Here is a 15,494-nt window from a genome sequence, read left to right on the forward strand (position 1 = left end):
CGCGACAGCCTGCCGCGCGCCCGGTTCGCCCCGAGCGCGCGGCGTCCCACCTCGTGATGATCCACAAGGAGACTCCCATGCAGAAGACCAAGAAGCTCGCGATCCTGTCGACGGCAGCCGTCGGCCTGATCCTCGGCGGGGCCGGCGCGGCCGCCGCCAGCGCGGGTGCGGAGGGCGTCGCCGCCAACTCCCCCGGCGTGCTCTCCGGCAACAACGCCCAGGTCCCGATCCACATCCCGGTCAACCTCTGCGGCAACTCGGTCGACGTGATCGGCCTGCTCAACCCCGCGTTCGGCAACACCTGCGTCAACGCCGAGGCCATGCACCACGACGACGACGACTGCTGACCAGCGGACGTCTCGTGCGCACCGCCCCTCGGACTCCCCTGTCCGGGGGGCGGTTCCGTCTCCGCGAAGTTCGCTACCGAAGCCTCTGCGAAAGGAACCCGCGTTGAACGCCAAGACCACCGCGAGCGGTCTGCTGGCCGCGCTGGGAGCAGTGCTGCTGCTCGGTCAGGCCGGCTCGGCGGCGGCCGCCGAGCCCGCGCCGAGCGGCAAGCTCCAGCCGACCCAGGTCGGACCGGCGCTGGGCGCGCTCCCGTACGTGATCGCCCCGGCCAAGGACCTGCGGCTCGACCCGTTCGCGCAGTCCGGGGCCGACCCGCTGAGCAACGTCGTCGCCGTGAAGCCGGACAACGGGATGAAGCCGCTCAGTTCCACCGGCCTGACCAGCGGGCTGAGCAACGGCGGCGGCGCCAAGGACATCCCCGGCGCCAAGCTGCTGCTCTCCGCCCTGCCGGGCTGAGCGCGTCGAGGCCCGGTGCGCGTCCACGCACCGGGCCCCTTGCGCGGACCTGCGGACTGCTCAGCCCGCGGACTCGGCCGCCGCGGCGTCGGTGGTGGTCAGCAGGTCGCCCACCGCGTCGGTGAGCGACAGGTGACGGTCCGAACCGCCCAGCGACGCCTTGGCACCGGGGACCGCGGAGACCGCGGCCGGGATGAAGTGGGGGTCCAGGTCACCGGCCGAGAGCGAGCCGTCGTGCAGCTGCCCGTCCGGTCCCTCGTTGAAGAGCACCGGCTGGCCCAGGCCCACCGCCGGGCCGACGGCCTTGAGCGGCGCGGCCGGCGCGTCCAGCGAGAAGTCGCCCGGGCGCACGCCGTCCGCCACGGCCGGCAGCGGGAGCGCGGTCTCCAGGCTGGGGCCGACCTTGCTGAAGTTCAGCGCGGGCACCACCCGGTCCGGCATCAGCTGGTGGCGGTCCTGCGTGGCCGGCACCGGGGGCAGCACCGGGGAGGCGGGCACCGCGCCCCGGATGTCGCCGCCCAGCGGGAGCAGCGGCGCCGCCTGGCTCACCGTCTCCAGCGGCACCCGGAACGGCACCGACTTGGTGGCCAGGCCGTTTTCGAGCTCCTGCACCTTGCTCGGGGAGAGCGGCCCCGCGGCCGCCGCCACACCCTGGCCGGCGATCGCCGAGGCACCGACGGCGAGCAGCAGCGCACCGGTCCGCTTGGAGAACTTCATCGTGTTCATACCCGATCTCTTGAGAGCTTCCGGACAGCGCCTCGCTGATGAATACAGCCGAGGCCAATCTGCCTCAACGATCCGGAGCCCCCGGAGTGGGCGGACCTTACCTCGAACGGATCAATAGTCAGATCGACACGCCGAGTGTCCGGAGACCGGGAAAACTTTCTCGCCGAGCCTCGCGTAACTTTCCGGCCCGCCATTCTTTGATATCGATGTCACCGCACGACGACGGCCGGATCGGACAGCCGATCAGCCGGCAGCCCGAGTAACTGTCGGACGTGATCGCATTCCTGAATACGCCGCGAAGTCCGCAGTGACCACAGACCAGATCTATTCAGCGCCATGCTCCGAGACGCAGCAGACGAGCAGCAGACGAAGTAATCCAGAGAGGAATCACCATGATCAAGAAGACCCTCGCCTCCGTCGGCCTGGTGGCCGCCGCGCTTGCCGCCGGTGCCGCCCCCGCCATGGCGATCGGCAACGCGGACGGCTCGGCCGGCTCCATGCAGGGCAACGGTGGCACCAACACCACCGGCACCTGGGGCGACCACAGCCCGAACTTCCACTTCCTGGACAACCCGAACATCTGCCTGCCGGAGATCCACCACGTCCAGGTCGGCCTCATCCCGATCCAGGCGGACATCCCGGTCGGCGACCAGCAGCTGCACCAGACCTGCAACGTGGGCCAGGCCACCCAGTCCAACGGTGACGGCATCGCCTCGCACCTGATCGGCTGACCTTCCCTCAGTTCCGGGCCCGGACGCGGCCGCTCCCCCAGCCCCTCGGCCGGGCCCCGGCTTCCCGTTCCACCACCGCAGCCAGCGGTGTCCCGCACCACCCCGCCCCCTCACCGCGCTACCTCGAAAGAGAGCTCCCCATGCTGAAGAAGGTTTTCGCCGTCGCCGGCCTGGCCGCTGCCGCCGTCGCCATGTCCGCCGCCCCCTCCCTCGCCATCGGTGACGCGGACGGCTCGGCCGCCTCCGTCCAGGGCAACGGTGGCACCAACACCACCGGCACCGCGGGCGACCACAGCCCGAACTACCACACCCTGGACAACGCCAACATCTGCCTGCCCGAGGTCCACCACGTCCAGGTCGGCCTCATCCCGATCCAGGTCGACGTGCCGGTCCTCAACCAGCAGCTGCACCAGACCTGCAACGTGGGCCAGGCCACCCAGTCCAACGGTGACGGCGCGCTGTCGCACCTGATCGGCTGATCCAGCTCCTTCGGGGCAACCGGCAGCACCTGACCCTCCAGAGCGGTACCTGACTCAACGGAGCAGTACAGCGGGGCCGGGGAGGACCTCTCCCCGGCCCCGATCGCGTCCATACCCCCCGGACGCCTTGTCAGAGAAATCAGAGAGAGGACCGACCTCATGCAGAGGATCCTGGGCCGGGCCGCGGCCGTCGCGGCCGGCGCACTGATGATCGCCGGTGTCGCCGCACCGGCCTACGCCCACGTCTCCGTCGGCGGCTCCGGCGGCGGCGTCGTCTCGGCCCACCCGGTGTTCGTGGCCGGCGGCGGCGCGGGCTGGGCCGGCACCCACCACGTCCACACCATGGGCGAGCACAGCCTCTGGGCCACCGACACCGCCACCGGCGGCGAGGGCGCCGGCGAGGTCGAGCTCGACGGCTGGCACCACCACAGCTGAGTGGGTATGAGGGAGGGGGTGTCGGCGCGCGCCGACACCCCCTCCCTCATACCGGCTCAGCGCAGCAGCCGGGCCGCCTCGACCGCCCAGTAGGTGAGGATCTGCTCGGCGCCGGCCCGGCGGATCGAGGTCAGCGACTCCATGATGGTCCGCTCCCGCTCGATCCAGCCGTTGGCGGCGGCCGCCTCCACCATCGAGTACTCACCGGAGATCTGGTAGGCCGCCACCGGGACCGGCGAGCGGTCGGCGACCTGGCGCAGGATGTCCAGGCAGGGCATGGCCGGCTTGACCATCACCAGGTCGGCCCCCTCGGCGAGGTCGAGCTCCAGCTCGCGCAGCGCCTCGCGGGCGTTGGCCAGGTCCTGCTGGTAGGTCTTGCGGTCGCCCTTGAGCGAGGAGGCCACCGCCTCGCGGAACGGACCGTAGAGGGCGGAGGCGTACTTGGCGGTGTAGGCCAGCACCGCGACGTCCTGGTGCCCGGCCGCGTCCAGCGCCCGGCGGACCACGCCGACCTGGCCGTCCATCATCCCGGAGGGCCCGACCATGTGGACCCCGGCCTCGGCCTGCACCACGGCCATCTCGGCGTAGCGCAGCAGCGTGGCGTCGTTGTCCACGCTGCCGTCCGCCGCCAGCACGCCGCAGTGGCCGTGGTCGGTGAACTCGTCCAGGCACAGGTCCGACATCACGACCAGCTGGTCGCCGACCTCGGCGACCACGTCGCGGATGGCCTGCTGCAGGATGCCGTCCGGGTTGGTGCCCTCCGAACCGGAGGCGTCCTTGGTCTGCGGCACGCCGAAGAGCATGATGCCGCCGATGCCGGCCTCGGCCGCCTCCACCGCCGCCTTGCGCAGGGTGTCACGGGTGTGCTGGACGACGCCGGGCATCGAGCTGACCGGGACCGGCTCGCTGATCCCCTCCCGCACGAAGGCGGGCAGGATCAGCTCGGCCGGGTGCAGCCGGGTCTCCGCGACCAGCCGGCGCACCGCCGGAGTGGTGCGCAGGCGGCGCGGACGGACGGACGGGAAATCGGACATGACTCTCCTCCTGGAGGTCAGCGCGCCTTACGACGGGAGCCGGGGCGGCGCTCGCTGGGGCGGTACACCGGCTCGCCGGCCGAGGTGGCGGCGTCCCGGCGGCCGGCGCCGAAGTCCGCCAGGGCCTGGGCCAGTGCGGAGGCGGACGGCGCGGGGGCCATCACGTCCACCCGCAGGCCGTGCTCCTCGGCGGTCTTGGCGGTGGCCGGACCGATGCAGGCGATGATGGTGACGTTGTGCGGCTTGCCGGCGATGCCGACCAGGTTGCGCACGGTCGAGGACGAGGTGAAGAGCACCGCGTCGAAGCCGCCGCCCTTGATCGCCTCGCGGGTCTCGGCCGGCGGGGGCGAGGCGCGCACGGTGCGGTAGGCCGTCACGTCGTCCACCTCCCAGCCGAGTTCGACCAGGCCGGCCACCAGGGTCTCGGTGGCGATGTCGGCGCGCGGCAGCAGCACCCGGTCGATCGGGTCGAAGACCGGGTCGTACGGCGGCCAGTCCTCCAGCAGGCCGGCCGCGGACTGCTCGCCGGACGGCACCAGGTCGGGCTTCACGCCGAAGTCGACCAGCGCCTGCGCGGTGGTCTCGCCGACCGCCGCGACCTTGATCCCGGCGAACGCCCGGGCGTCCAGGCCGTACTCCTCGAACTTCTCGCGGACCGCGCGCACCGCGTTGACCGAGGTGAAGGCGATCCACTCATAGCGGCCGGTGACCAGGCCCTTGATCGCCCGCTCCATCTGCTGCGGGGTGCGCGGCGGCTCGACCGCGATGGTCGGCACCTCCTGCGGTACCGCGCCGTAGGAGCGCAGCTGCTCGGAGAGGCCTGGTGGCCTGCTCCTTGGTGCGCGGCACCAGGACGTTCCAGCCGAAGAGCGGCTTGGTCTCGAACCAGGAGTGCGACGAGCGGTGCGCGACCTGCTCGCCGACCACGGCTATCACGGAGGTGGCCGGGTCGACCGGCGCCGAGACCGGCGAGGGCAGCACCCGCGCCACCTTGAGCTCGGCCGCGATGGTCGCCAGGGTGGCGGTGAAGGTGCGCTGGCGGGTGGTGGTGCCCGAGAGCGTGGCGCAGAGCGCGGCGTCGGGCTTGCGGCCGTGCGTGACCAGCGCGGCGGCGGTGGCCGGCAGTTGGCCCAGCGTGGTGCGCACCACCAGCGTGGTCTCGGGCGCGCCGAGGTCCACCAGGGCGCCGGCGACCAGCGCGGCGCCGTCGACGAAGCGCACGTCGGCGCCGTTGCTGCCGCGCAGCGGGACGCCGGCGTAGGCAGGCACGCCGACCGACTGGGCGACGCCCGGGATCACCTCGAAGGCGAGCCCGGCCTTGGCGCAGAGCAGCATCTCCTCGGCGGCCCGGCCGTCCAGGCCCGGGTCTCCGTCGACGGTGCGCACCACGTGCTTGCCGGCCGTGACGGCGTCGGCGACCAGCTTGGCGAGCGAGGCGGCGTCGCCCCACCCGCCGATGTCGGTGGCGGCGGCGTCCGCGTCCGTGGCAGCCGTGGTCCGCACCTGCACGCCCTCGGGGCAGTGGGTGCGCACGGCGGCGGCGGTGAGCGGGTCGGCGATCAGGATGTCGGCCGAGGCCAGCACCTCGACCGCGCGCAGCGTCAGCAGGCCGGGGTCACCCGGGCCCGCGCCCAGGAAGGTGCAGCGTCCGGACCGATCGGCGGTGGCGGTGGGGCTCATCAGGCTCGCTCCCCCATCAGACCGGCCGCTCCCCCGTCGAGCAGCCGGGCGGCGAGCGCGTGGCCGAGGGCCGCCGCCTGCCGTTCGGCCGTCTCGTCCAGGACAAGCGGGCCAGTGGTGGACATCATCAGCAAGGTGGCGCCGTCGATCGTGCCGACGACGCCCTCCAGCCGCAGTTCGGATCTGCTGCTCACGGTCGCCAGTGCGGCGACGGGGGCGGAGCAGCCGGCCTCAAGCGCGGCCAGCAGGGCACGTTCCGCGACGACCGCGGCGCGCGTGGGTGCGTGGTCGAGCGCGCCGAGGGCGGCGGCCAGCTCCACAGCGTCGGCCCGGCACTCGAGGGCGAGCGCGCCCTGGCCGGGGGCCGGGAGCATCAGCTCGGGGTCGAGGTGCTCGGTGACCTCGGCGCCGCGGCCGAGCCGGTTGAGGCCGGCCGTGGCGAGCACGACGGCGTCCAGCTCGCCGGAGTGCACGAAGCCGATCCGGGTGTCGACGTTGCCGCGGATCGCGACGGTCTCGATCGAGGCGCCGTTGGCGGTGGCCCAGGCGTTCAGCTGCGCCATCCGGCGCGGCGAGCCGGTGCCGATCCGAGCCGGACGGCCGGCGCACTTCTCGACCAGTTCGGCCAGGTTCAGGCCCTCGCGGGCGACCAGGGCGTCGCGGGCGTCCTCGCGCTCGGGGACGGCTGCCAGCAGCAGGCCCTCGGGGGCCGCGGTGGGCAGGTCCTTCAGCGAGTGGACGGCGAAGTCGATCCGGCCCTCGAGGAGCGCGTCGCGCAGGGCGGAGACGAAGACGCCGGTGCCGCCTATCTGCGCGAGGTGCTCGCGGGAGGTGTCGCCGTAGGTGGTGATCTCCACCAACTCGACAGGCCGACCGGTGACCCGGGTGACCTCCCGGGCGACCATGCCCGACTGGGCCATCGCCAGTGCGCTGCGGCGGGTGCCCAGCCGCAGCGGTATCGTTTCGGCGTCCAACTGGCCCTGTAGGGTACTCAGCTGACCATTCATCACGTGATCATCCCGGTCGTGCTGGTGGTCGATATGGTGGTTCATCGGGCCGCTCCGCCCGCGAGACTACCGCTGGCGGGCTGCGTCTGCGGCCCGAGCGGCGTACCGGACACCGCTTGCACGGCGCCCGGGTCGAGATCGAAGAGCTCGCGGAGCGCGTCCGCGTAGGAGGCACCGCCCGGTTCGGCGGCCAGCTGCTTGACCCGCACCGTCGGTGCGTGCAGCAGTTTGTCGACCACCCTGCGGACGGTCTGCGCCATTTCGGCGCGCGAGCGTTCGTCCAGGGTGGGCAGTCGGGAGTCGAGGCGGGCCAGCTCGGCGCCGACCACCTCGGAGGCCATCGCGCGCAGCGCGACCACGGTGGGCGCGATCCGCGCGGCGCGCTGGGCGGCGCCGAAGGCGGCCACCTCGTCGGCGACGATCCCGGTGACCGCGTCCACGTCCCCCGCGCCGGGGGTGGCGGCGTGCGCCTGCGAGAGCGACTCCAGGTCGACCAGCAGCGCACCGGGCAGCTCGTGGACCGCGTGGTCCACGTCGCGCGGCATCGCCAGGTCGAGGAAGGCCAGCGGCTCGGGCGCGGTACGGACCGCGACGGCCGCCGCGACGTCGGCAGCGGCGATCACCGCGCCGGCCGAGCCGGTGCAGGAGATCACCAGGTCCACGTCGGCCAGGGCCTGCGGGACCTTGGCGAACTCCACCGTCCGGGCGCCCAGGCTCGCGGCCAGCCGCTCGGCCCGCTCGGGGGTGCGGTTGGCGATCAGCAGGTCGCTGACCCCGGCCCGGGAGAGCGTGGCGGCGGCCAGCGAGCTCATCGAGCCCGCGCCGACCACCAGGGCCCGCTTGCCGGCGATCGCGCCGGCGCCTACGGCGATCTGGTCCAGGCCGAAGGTGACCAGCGACTGGCCGGCCTTGTCGATCCCGGTCTCGCTGTGGGCGCGCTTGCCGACCCGCAGGGCCTGCTGGAAGAGCTCGTTCAGGCCGCGGCCCGCGGTGTGCTCCTCCTGGGCGCGGGCGAGCGCGTCGCGCAGCTGGCCGAGGATCTGGCCCTCGCCGACCACCATCGAGTCCAGACCGCAGGCCACCGAGAAGAGATGGTGGACGGCGCGGTCCTCGTAATGGACGTAGAGGTGGGCGGTCAGCTCCTCCAGGTCCACGCCGCTGTGGTGGGCGAGGAGCAGCGAGAGCTCGGCGACGCCGGCGTGGAACTTGTCCACGTCCGCGTAGAGCTCGATCCGGTTGCAGGTGTTGAGCAGGGCCGCCTCGGAGACGGTGGCCGTGGCGGCCGCGTCGTGCAGCAGGCGGTTGGGGACGTCCCCGGTCAGCGCGGCGCGCTCCAGGACGCCCACGGGGGCGGTGCGGTGACTGAGACCCACGACGAGCAAGCTCATGCCGGCATCACCGCGGGCCGCTCGGCGTCGGTCTCGGTCTTCTCCGCCTTGGCGTCCTTGGCGTCCTTGGCGGCGCCGGCCGCCCTGCGCAGCTTGGCGGCGGCCGCGCGGACCGGGCCGGGGGCGCGGTCGAGCACCGACTCCTCGCCGGTGCGGCCCTGGTCGGGCTCCTCGCCGGCCTTGCGCTGCTCGTGGAAGGCCAGGATCTGGAGCTCTATCGAGAGGTCCACCTTGCGCACGTCCACGCCGTCCGGAACGGTCAGCACGGTCGGCGCGAAGTTCAGGATGCTGGTGACGCCCGCCTCGACCAGCCGGTCGCAGACCTGCTGCGCGGCGCCCGGCGGGGTGGTGATGACCCCGATGGAGACGTGCTGGCTCTCCACGATGGCCTCCAGCTCGTCCATGTGGACCACGGGCAGGCCGGCCGCGCTGCTGCCGACCACGGCCGGGTCGGCGTCCAGCAGGGCCGCCACCCGGAAACCGCGGGAGGCGAAGCCGCCGTAGTTGGCCAGCGCGTGGCCGAGGTTGCCGATCCCAACGATCACCACGGGCCAGTCCTGGGTGAGACCCAGCTCACGGGAGATCTGGTACACGAGGTACTCGACGTCGTAGCCCACGCCCCGGGTTCCGTAGGAACCCAGGTAGGAGAAGTCCTTGCGGAGCTTGGCGGAGTTGACCCCGGCCGCAGCGGCCAGCTCCTCGGAGGAGACGGTCGGCACCGAGCGCTCGGAGAGCGCGGTCAGCGCGCGCAGGTAGAGCGGGAGTCGGGCGACAGTCGCCTCGGGGATACCGCGGGCGCGCGTCTGACGTCCCACAGGGGTGCGGCGCATGGAGCCTCCGTCGGCAGGGCTGGGGGGCGAGGACTTCGGGGTGGATCGGCCGATTGCCACGGTGCTCCTGTGGGTGAAGCTGGGCTTTGGCTGCCAGGCTATGCGTTTGTGAACGTGTGCACAAAGATGGTGTCCGATTTGTCCCGCCACAGTGACGCGCATCACGCTTCGTACCCCACCCGCCGCAGGACGCGCACCCGGGACCGGCCCAGACGGGGCCAGGCCAGCACGGACGCCTCGCGCAGCGGCTCGGCCCAGGCCTCGGGCGGCTGTGCGGGCGCGTCCGGGGCCTCGGGCGCCGCCGCGCAGTGCCGCAGGAGGTCGGCGGCGGCCCGGGCGTCGCCGAGCGCGGTGTGCGGATGGAAGTCGCCGAGACCGGCCGCCGCCACGCAGGCGGCCAGGCCGAAGCCGCCGGCCTGCGGGAGGTGGTGGCGGGCCAGGCGCATCGTGCAGAGCAGCGGGACGGCCGGCAGCGACACCCCGATCCGGGCGAACTCACGCTCCAGGAAGGCCCGGTCACAGCTGACATGGTGGCCCACCAGGACGCGTCCGGCCAGCAGTTCGAGCAGAAACGGCGCGATCTCACGAAAACGCGGGGCGCCGACCACGTCGTCCTGGGTTATCCGGTGCACATGGGTGGGACCGACCGGGCCGTTCGGGTCGACCAGGGTGGCGAACTCCGTCTCGGCCCGCAGCGCGGTGTCCAGCAGCACCACGCCGATCTCCACCACCCGGTGGCGCCACGGACTGTTGCCGCTGGCCTCGATGTCGATCACGGCGAAACCGCCGACCCCGGCAGGCAGGGCGCGCCCGGGAACCATGGCTGCCCTCCTCTGAGTTCGATACCCCGGCCGCGTGGAACGAGGTTGATCGTAGACAGATGAGAGAGCCCCTACTGAGCCGAAATCGAGTCGTTCCGGCAACGATTCGACCCGACCCACCCGCCGATCGGCGGGGGTGGCGGGTGCTACTCGGTGCGGGTGCTACTTCAGCAGCGCGGTGCGCAGGCGCTTCTCGTCGACGCGCCAGAAGTCGTGCTGGCGGCCGTCGATCAGGGTCACCGGGATCTGCTCCGCGTACGTGCGGTAGAGCTCCTCGTCCTGGGTGATGTCCCGCTCCTCGAAGCCCGAGCCGAGGTCGCCGACGACCCGCAGGATCACCTCCCGGGCCTGGTCGCAGAGATGGCAGCCCGGCTTCCCGATCAGCGTGACCGTACGGTCGGCGGGCTTGGGGCTCTTGTCGCGGCTGTCGCGGCGCAGCAGTGGACTCATCGCCCCATTGTGCGCCGCGACCGGTACCGCTCGTGTGCCCTACCGCCCACACACGCTGTTCACCGCAGCTGACTATGCTCGGTGCCGTGACTCCTCCACCCCGCGAACAAGGTGGCTTCTCACTTGGCCCATTCGAGCCTCATGGCGGCCAAGCCCTGACCGCTGCCCAGAGGGCAGGGCGACAGATTACTACGCCGCTTCGCGGCTCTGCGGGCGATGGACGCGTATCCCTCCTCGCTTGAAGTCGCGGAATCCCACGCAAGGAGAAAGATGGCCGCGCTGCGAAGGCTCACCCAGGCAAGGCGTTCCTCCTCCGAGCGGACCGCCCTGGCGGGCGAGGCGGCTGCCGACGCCGCCGAGCGGGCGCTGCGCGACACGCCGGCGCCCGTCGAGGAGACCGGCGAGGCCGAGGACCGGCAGGCGTCAGCGGCCCACCCGCAGGGCGCCGCCTTCTTCGACTGCGACAACACCATCCTGCAGGGCGCCGCGGTCTTCTATCTCGGCGTGGGCCTGTACCGCCGCAAGTTCTTCTCCCGGCGCGAGATGGCCAAGTTCGCCTGGCAGCAGGCCTGGTTCCGACTGCACGGCGCCGAGGACCCGGAGCACATCGCCGACGCCCGGCACACCGCACTGTCGCTGGTGGCCGGCAAGCGGACCGCCGATCTGGAGGAGATCTGCGAGGAGATCTTCGAGGACATCGTCGCCGCCAAGGTGTGGCCGGGCACCCGGGCGCTGGTGCAGATGCACCTGGACGCCGGGGAGCGGGTCTGGCTGGTGACCGCCGCGCCGCTGGAGGTGGCCAGGATCATCGCCCGCCGGCTGGGCATGACCGGCGCGCTGGGCACCGTCGCCGAGGCGGAGGACGGCCGGTACACCGGGCGGCTGGTGGGCGAGATGCTGCACGGCCCGGCCAAGGCGGCCGCGGTCGGCGCGCTCGCCCGGCGCGAGCGGCTGGAGCTGGCGCACTGCGCCGCGTACAGCGACTCGGCCAACGACATCCCGATGCTGTCGCTGGTCGGGCATCCCTTCGTGGTCAACCCGGACGGCGCGCTGCGCCGCTACGCGCGGGCCCAGGGCTGGCGGGTGCAGGACTTCCGGACAGGTCGCAAGGCGGCGCGGATCGGTATCCCGGCGGCGGCGCTGCTCGGCGTGGTGGCCGGTGCCACCGTGGCGGGAGTGGCGCTGCGGCGCCGCCGCCCCTGACGTGTTGCCAGTGTCCTTGCCGGGCCGCCCGACTGACCGGTTCTGATCGTTCGAACGCCGCGGAAAGTCTGGGATTGGCGGCCCCCAGGGCAGGGAATTCGCCCGGCCGACCTCGGAATTGGTCACACTCCGCCACCATATGATCGCGTAGGGCGTGCAGTTCGGAGCTTTGTTCGGTCACTTTCAGCTCATATACCACGCGAAGTGGATCCCATTCGACCACTTCGGCCACAGGGTGTAGCTGTCATTGCACAAAGCGTTATTCTCTCCTGGATGCACGCCCAACCCACGTGTCCCCCCGGCGGGGTGACGAGGAGTGTGCACTCCGCGCAGGCGGAGGTGATCCGTCCACAGTTCTGCCTCTGGGAGTCCCGTGTACCCACCCGTCCGGAACGACGCGCCTGCTCCCGCCCGCCCGTCGCCCGCCACCACCCTTCCAGGGAGCTTCGCGCCCCCCTTGTCCCCGTCGCCCGCCGTCGCCAAGCCCGCCGTCGCTGTGCCCGCTGTCGCCTCGCGCAATCTTCGCCTGCTCCGCTCCCTGCTCCGCGACCAGTTCGTCCTGGCCTCCCCCCAACTCGTCCCGGCCGGTGCCTCGTTCGGGCCGGGCACGGCACTGCGCAGCACCGCTGCGGGCGGCGCCGGCACCCGCAGTCGCAGCACCACCGCGGGCGGCGCCGGCACCCGCGGCCGGACCAGGACGCTGCCGCCGCCCGGCGTCGAGTCCGAAAATCCGATCATGGATCTGGTCGAACGGGCCCAGGCCGGCGAGAGCGAGGCGTTCGGGCGGCTGTACGACCACTACTGCGACACGGTCTACCGCTACATCTACTACCGGGTCGGCAGCCGGGCCACCGCCGAGGACCTCACCAGCGAGACCTTCCTGCGGGCGCTGCGCCGGATCGGCACCTTCACCTGGCAGGGCCGGGACTTCGGCGCCTGGCTGGTGACCATCGCCCGCAACCTGGTGGCCGACCACTTCAAGTCCAGCCGCTTCCGGTTGGAGGTCACCACCGGCGAGATGCTGGACTCCAACGAGTGCGAGCGCAGCCCCGAGGACTCGGTCCTGGAGTCGCTGTCCAACGCGGCCCTGCTGGACGCCGTCCACCGACTCAACCCGCAGCAGCAGGAGTGCGTCACGCTGCGCTTCCTGCAGGGCCTCTCGGTGGCCGAGACCGCGCGGATCATGGGCAAGAACGAGGGGGCCATCAAGACCCTGCAGTACCGTGCCGTGCGCACGCTGGCCCGTCTGCTGCCGCCCGACGCGCGATGACCGCACCCGTGGCGATACCGATACCGATACCGGTACCGGTACCGGTACCGGCGTCAGCTCAGCGGTCATCCTCCGGTCCGTTCTTACACGTCCGGGTGAATGGGCGGTCACATGATCACTCGTGCGTAACCGACCCCCCTCGCCACTCGTTGCCCAGCGTGCAAACCACCTCGGGTCGCGCGGTCAAGCCAAGTCGCGCACTGTCACCCGATGGAGTGGATTTGGCCCGCCGTGGCAACCGTCCGGCAGGCCGGGGAGTCGACAACGACGAAGGGAGGTGTGGCCCGTGACGGCAAACGTGCTGGAGCACCGGCGGGCGAAGGCCTTCGCCGAGGCGCTGGAGGCCCACCGGACAGGACAACCGGCGAGCAATCCGGGGATGGGCGAACTCCTCAACACGGCCCAGTCCTTGAGCGCGATCACCGCGCCCGGACTGGACGTTGAGGTGCGTGTCACCCAACGCGCGCAACTGATGGCCGCGTTCGAGCAGGCGATGGCGGGCGGCGGACTGCCGACCGTGCCGGGTCAGCGGCGCCACCGGGCCGAACGGGTCGGCCGGCGGCGGCGCTGGACGAGACGGTTCGCGATCGGCGGCCTGGTGGCGGGGGTGACCGTCGGCAGCCTCGCCGGAGTGGCCGCCGCGAGCACCAAGGCGCTGCCCGGGGACACCCTGTACGGCATGAAGCGCGGTCTGGAGGGGCTGCGCCTCGACCTGGCCAACTCGGACTCCGAGCGCGGCGCCCTGCTGCTCGACCAGGCGTCCACCCGGCTCGCCGAGGCCCGCAGCCTGGTCGGCCAGGACAACGACCCCGCGACGCTGAGCCCGGCCACCGTGGCCGAGCTCGGCGCGGCGCTGGACGACATGCACGCCGAGGCTGCCAAGGGCCGCGACCTGCTGCGCTCGGTCTACCGGGCCAACGGCTCGCTGGACCCGATGCGCAGACTGGCCGCCTTCAGCGAGGGCCAGGACACCCACTGGAACGACCTGCAGGGCCACCTGCCCGCGCAGTTGACCCCGATGGCCGGTCAGATGGACCAGCTCTTCGGCGCCATGGACCAGGACGTCGCACCGCTGCACCTGGACCCGGCCGCCGGTCACCCGGGCGCGGTCCAGTCGGCCGACGCGCCGAACGGCTCGTCCTCGTCCGCGGCCGGCGACGGCCAGCAGCCGGGCGCCGGTACGGGCTCCGCGGCGGGCTCCGGCGCGTCCGGGGCAGCAGGCGGCAGTCGTCCGTCGGCCGGCGGTGCGGGCCAGAGCACCGGCCAGGGCTCCGGCGGCGCGGTCGGCGGCCAGGTGAACGGGCTGGTCAACGGCCTGACCGGCAGCCTGACGGGCAGTGGCGGCAACGCCGCCGCGTCGGCCTCCGGCACGCCCCAGGGCGCGGCGGGTGCCCCGGTCGGCGGCGCCCAGTCGGGGGCGCCGGCCGTCGGCAGCTCGCCGAGCGGCACGCCTCAGGTCGACCCGGGGCTGAACCTGCCGCCGCTCATCCCGGGCCTGCTCCCCGGCCTCGGCCTGAGCGGTGGGAACGGCAGCTGAGACCGGTCGGTCTAAGCACGCCGCTGCGGCCCGCACGCCCGTCGAGTCGGGGGTGCGGGCCGCAGCTGTTCAGAAGAAGACCGAGCGGCGCTGCACCAACAGCCGGTAGAGCGTGTGCTGGATGGTCTCGCGCACCTCGTCGGTCAGGTTGAAGACCAGCATCGGATCATCCGCCGCCTCCGGCGGGTGGTTGTCGGTGCGGATCGGCTCGCCGAACTGGATGGTCCACTTCGTCGGCAGCGGGATCGCCCCGAGCGGCCCCAGCCACGGGAAGGTCGGCGTGATCGGCACGTACGGCAGGCCGAGCAGCCGGGCCAGCGTCTTGGCGTTGCCGAGCATCGGGTACGTCTCCTCGGCCCCCACGATCGAGCAGGGCACGATCGGCACCTGGGCCCGCAGCGCCGAGGCCACGAAACCACCGCGGCCGAACCGCTGCAGCTTGTAGCGGTCGGAGAACGGCTTGCCGATCCCCTTGAAGCCCTCCGGCCAGACTCCGACCACCTCGCCGCGCTCCAGCAGCGCCTGGGCGTCCTCGTTGCAGGCCAGCGTGTGGCCGGCCTTGCGGGCCAGCTCGCCGACGCCGGGCAGCACGAAGACCAGGTCCGCGGCCAGCATCCGCAGATGACGGTGGTTCGGGGTGTGGTCGTGGATCGCCACCTGGGTCATCAGGGCGTCCAGCGGGACCGTCCCCGAGTGGTTGGCCACCACCAGCGCGCCGCCCTCGGCCGGGATGTTCTCGGCCCCGCGGACCTCGATCCGGAAGTACTTCTCGGCCAGCGGGCGCAGCGCCGAGAGGAAGACCTCCTCGGTCAGCTCGCGGTCGAAGCCGAACTCGTCCACCTCGTAGTCGCCGGTGATCCGGCGGCGCAGGAAGGCCAGGCCGTTGGCCGCGCGGCCCTCCCAGCCCTTGCCGAGGACCGACTCGGCCACCGGCCCCAGGCGCCCGGCCAGCGCGTCGCCGACCGCCCCGGCCAGCAGCGAGGCGAAGGCTCCCGCGCCGCCGCTGTCCCCGTCGTTCGGGGTCCAGCTGGGCGCCGTCTCGATCGGGATGACCTTGGCAGGACCTGTCGCTCGCTCGCTCGCGGCCGTCATCCTCGGT

At 72.6% G+C, this 15,494-nt stretch carries 16 protein-coding genes and 1 pseudogene; 8 read left to right on the top strand and 9 right to left on the bottom strand.

The genetic code is table 11. The features are described 5' to 3' along the window. Positions 1-77 precede the first annotated feature (77 nt). Both P3T34_RS16810 and P3T34_RS16815 read left to right on the top strand, forming a co-directional pair. Positions 78-347, top strand: coding sequence for a chaplin (locus P3T34_RS16810; protein WP_280666837.1), 270 nt, complete (start codon positions 78-80; stop codon positions 345-347). Between the two features lie 103 nt (positions 348-450). Further along, a complete protein-coding gene (locus P3T34_RS16815; RefSeq protein ID WP_280666838.1) occupies positions 451-804 on the top strand; it encodes a hypothetical protein in 354 nt (117 codons plus the stop codon). 60 nt (positions 805-864) lie between these two features. Here P3T34_RS16815 and P3T34_RS16820 read toward each other — a convergent pair whose 3' ends face one another. Next, positions 865-1,530: a hypothetical protein gene (locus P3T34_RS16820; protein WP_280666839.1), complete on the bottom strand. Its 666-nt coding sequence runs from the start codon at positions 1,528-1,530 to the stop codon at positions 865-867. A 392-nt stretch (positions 1,531-1,922) separates the two neighbouring features. On the opposite strand from P3T34_RS16820, the gene P3T34_RS16825 reads away from it, so the two are divergent. The 3 genes from P3T34_RS16825 to P3T34_RS16835 all read left to right on the top strand — a co-directional run bounded on the left by P3T34_RS16825 (position 1,923) and on the right by P3T34_RS16835 (position 3,175). Further along, complete coding sequence (locus P3T34_RS16825) at positions 1,923-2,261, top strand: rodlet layer protein (protein ID WP_280666840.1); 339 nt, start codon at positions 1,923-1,925, stop codon at positions 2,259-2,261. Between the two features lie 140 nt (positions 2,262-2,401). Beyond that, positions 2,402-2,740 (top strand): rodlet layer protein, encoded by a 339-nt coding sequence (locus tag P3T34_RS16830; protein ID WP_280666841.1) that lies wholly within the window; start codon positions 2,402-2,404, stop codon positions 2,738-2,740. Between the two features lie 159 nt (positions 2,741-2,899). Then, a complete protein-coding gene (locus P3T34_RS16835; RefSeq protein ID WP_280666842.1) occupies positions 2,900-3,175 on the top strand; it encodes a hypothetical protein in 276 nt (91 codons plus the stop codon). Positions 3,176-3,231: 56 nt separating this feature from the next. Here P3T34_RS16835 and hemB read toward each other — a convergent pair whose 3' ends face one another. From hemB to P3T34_RS16870, 7 genes and pseudogenes are all read right to left on the bottom strand, one after another. Then, on the bottom strand, positions 3,232-4,209 hold the full coding sequence (hemB, locus tag P3T34_RS16840) for a porphobilinogen synthase (RefSeq protein ID WP_280666843.1): 978 nt from the start codon (positions 4,207-4,209) through the stop codon (positions 3,232-3,234). Between the two features lie 17 nt (positions 4,210-4,226). After that, positions 4,227-5,889, bottom strand: a pseudogene (locus P3T34_RS16845) (bifunctional uroporphyrinogen-III C-methyltransferase/uroporphyrinogen-III synthase). Next, positions 5,889-6,863, bottom strand: coding sequence for a hydroxymethylbilane synthase (hemC, locus tag P3T34_RS16850; protein ID WP_280666844.1), 975 nt, complete (start codon positions 6,861-6,863; stop codon positions 5,889-5,891). The pseudogene P3T34_RS16845 and the gene hemC overlap by 1 nt, the downstream one beginning before the upstream one ends. Positions 6,864-6,937: 74 nt before the next feature. After that, positions 6,938-8,284, bottom strand: a complete 1,347-nt coding sequence (locus tag P3T34_RS16855; protein WP_280666845.1) for a glutamyl-tRNA reductase — start codon at positions 8,282-8,284, stop codon at positions 6,938-6,940. Then, complete coding sequence (locus tag P3T34_RS16860) at positions 8,281-9,114, bottom strand: redox-sensing transcriptional repressor Rex (protein WP_280666846.1); 834 nt, start codon at positions 9,112-9,114, stop codon at positions 8,281-8,283. Before P3T34_RS16860 ends, P3T34_RS16855 begins: the two co-directional genes overlap by 4 nt. Before the next feature lie 161 nt (positions 9,115-9,275). Continuing rightward, a complete protein-coding gene (locus P3T34_RS16865; RefSeq protein WP_280666847.1) occupies positions 9,276-9,935 on the bottom strand; it encodes a 3'-5' exonuclease in 660 nt (219 codons plus the stop codon). 162 nt (positions 9,936-10,097) lie between these two features. Continuing rightward, complete coding sequence (locus P3T34_RS16870; protein WP_280666848.1) at positions 10,098-10,385, bottom strand: glutaredoxin family protein; 288 nt, start codon at positions 10,383-10,385, stop codon at positions 10,098-10,100. Positions 10,386-10,655: 270 nt separating this feature from the next. Here P3T34_RS16870 and P3T34_RS16875 point away from each other — a divergent pair, with 270 nt between their 5' ends. From P3T34_RS16875 to P3T34_RS16885, 3 genes are all read left to right on the top strand, one after another. Next, entirely contained in the window at positions 10,656-11,588 is a 933-nt protein-coding gene (locus tag P3T34_RS16875) for an HAD-IB family hydrolase (protein WP_280666849.1), read from the top strand. A gap of 526 nt (positions 11,589-12,114) precedes the next feature. Then, positions 12,115-12,858, top strand: a complete 744-nt coding sequence (locus P3T34_RS16880) for an ECF subfamily RNA polymerase sigma factor, BldN family (protein WP_280672166.1) — start codon at positions 12,115-12,117, stop codon at positions 12,856-12,858. Between the two features lie 286 nt (positions 12,859-13,144). Continuing rightward, positions 13,145-14,395, top strand: coding sequence for a DUF5667 domain-containing protein (locus tag P3T34_RS16885; protein ID WP_280666850.1), 1,251 nt, complete (start codon positions 13,145-13,147; stop codon positions 14,393-14,395). Positions 14,396-14,464: 69 nt separating this feature from the next. Here P3T34_RS16885 and P3T34_RS16890 read toward each other — a convergent pair whose 3' ends face one another. Then, on the bottom strand, positions 14,465-15,487 hold the full coding sequence (locus P3T34_RS16890) for a lysophospholipid acyltransferase family protein (protein WP_280666851.1): 1,023 nt from the start codon (positions 15,485-15,487) through the stop codon (positions 14,465-14,467). Positions 15,488-15,494 lie beyond the last annotated feature (7 nt).

This window comes from Kitasatospora sp. MAP12-44 (assembly GCF_029892095.1).
Lineage (GTDB): Bacteria > Actinomycetota > Actinomycetes > Streptomycetales > Streptomycetaceae > Kitasatospora.

Excerpts from the sequence above, each read along its gene's own strand:
- P3T34_RS16810 (WP_280666837.1), top strand. The coding sequence starts at position 78 with ATGCAGAAGACCAAGAAGCTCGCGATCCTGTCGACGGCAGCCGTCGGC.
- P3T34_RS16820 (WP_280666839.1), bottom strand. The coding sequence starts at position 1,530 with ATGAACACGATGAAGTTCTCCAAGCGGACCGGTGCGCTGCTGCTCGCC.
- P3T34_RS16825 (WP_280666840.1), top strand. The coding sequence starts at position 1,923 with ATGATCAAGAAGACCCTCGCCTCCGTCGGCCTGGTGGCCGCCGCGCTT.
- P3T34_RS16830 (WP_280666841.1), top strand. The coding sequence starts at position 2,402 with ATGCTGAAGAAGGTTTTCGCCGTCGCCGGCCTGGCCGCTGCCGCCGTC.
- P3T34_RS16835 (WP_280666842.1), top strand. The coding sequence starts at position 2,900 with ATGCAGAGGATCCTGGGCCGGGCCGCGGCCGTCGCGGCCGGCGCACTG.
- hemB (WP_280666843.1), bottom strand. The coding sequence starts at position 4,209 with ATGTCCGATTTCCCGTCCGTCCGTCCGCGCCGCCTGCGCACCACTCCG.
- P3T34_RS16855 (WP_280666845.1), bottom strand. The coding sequence starts at position 8,284 with ATGAGCTTGCTCGTCGTGGGTCTCAGTCACCGCACCGCCCCCGTGGGC.
- P3T34_RS16860 (WP_280666846.1), bottom strand. The coding sequence starts at position 9,114 with ATGCGCCGCACCCCTGTGGGACGTCAGACGCGCGCCCGCGGTATCCCC.
- P3T34_RS16865 (WP_280666847.1), bottom strand. The coding sequence starts at position 9,935 with ATGGTTCCCGGGCGCGCCCTGCCTGCCGGGGTCGGCGGTTTCGCCGTG.
- P3T34_RS16870 (WP_280666848.1), bottom strand. The coding sequence starts at position 10,385 with ATGAGTCCACTGCTGCGCCGCGACAGCCGCGACAAGAGCCCCAAGCCC.
- P3T34_RS16875 (WP_280666849.1), top strand. The coding sequence starts at position 10,656 with ATGGCCGCGCTGCGAAGGCTCACCCAGGCAAGGCGTTCCTCCTCCGAG.
- P3T34_RS16890 (WP_280666851.1), bottom strand. The coding sequence starts at position 15,487 with ATGACGGCCGCGAGCGAGCGAGCGACAGGTCCTGCCAAGGTCATCCCG.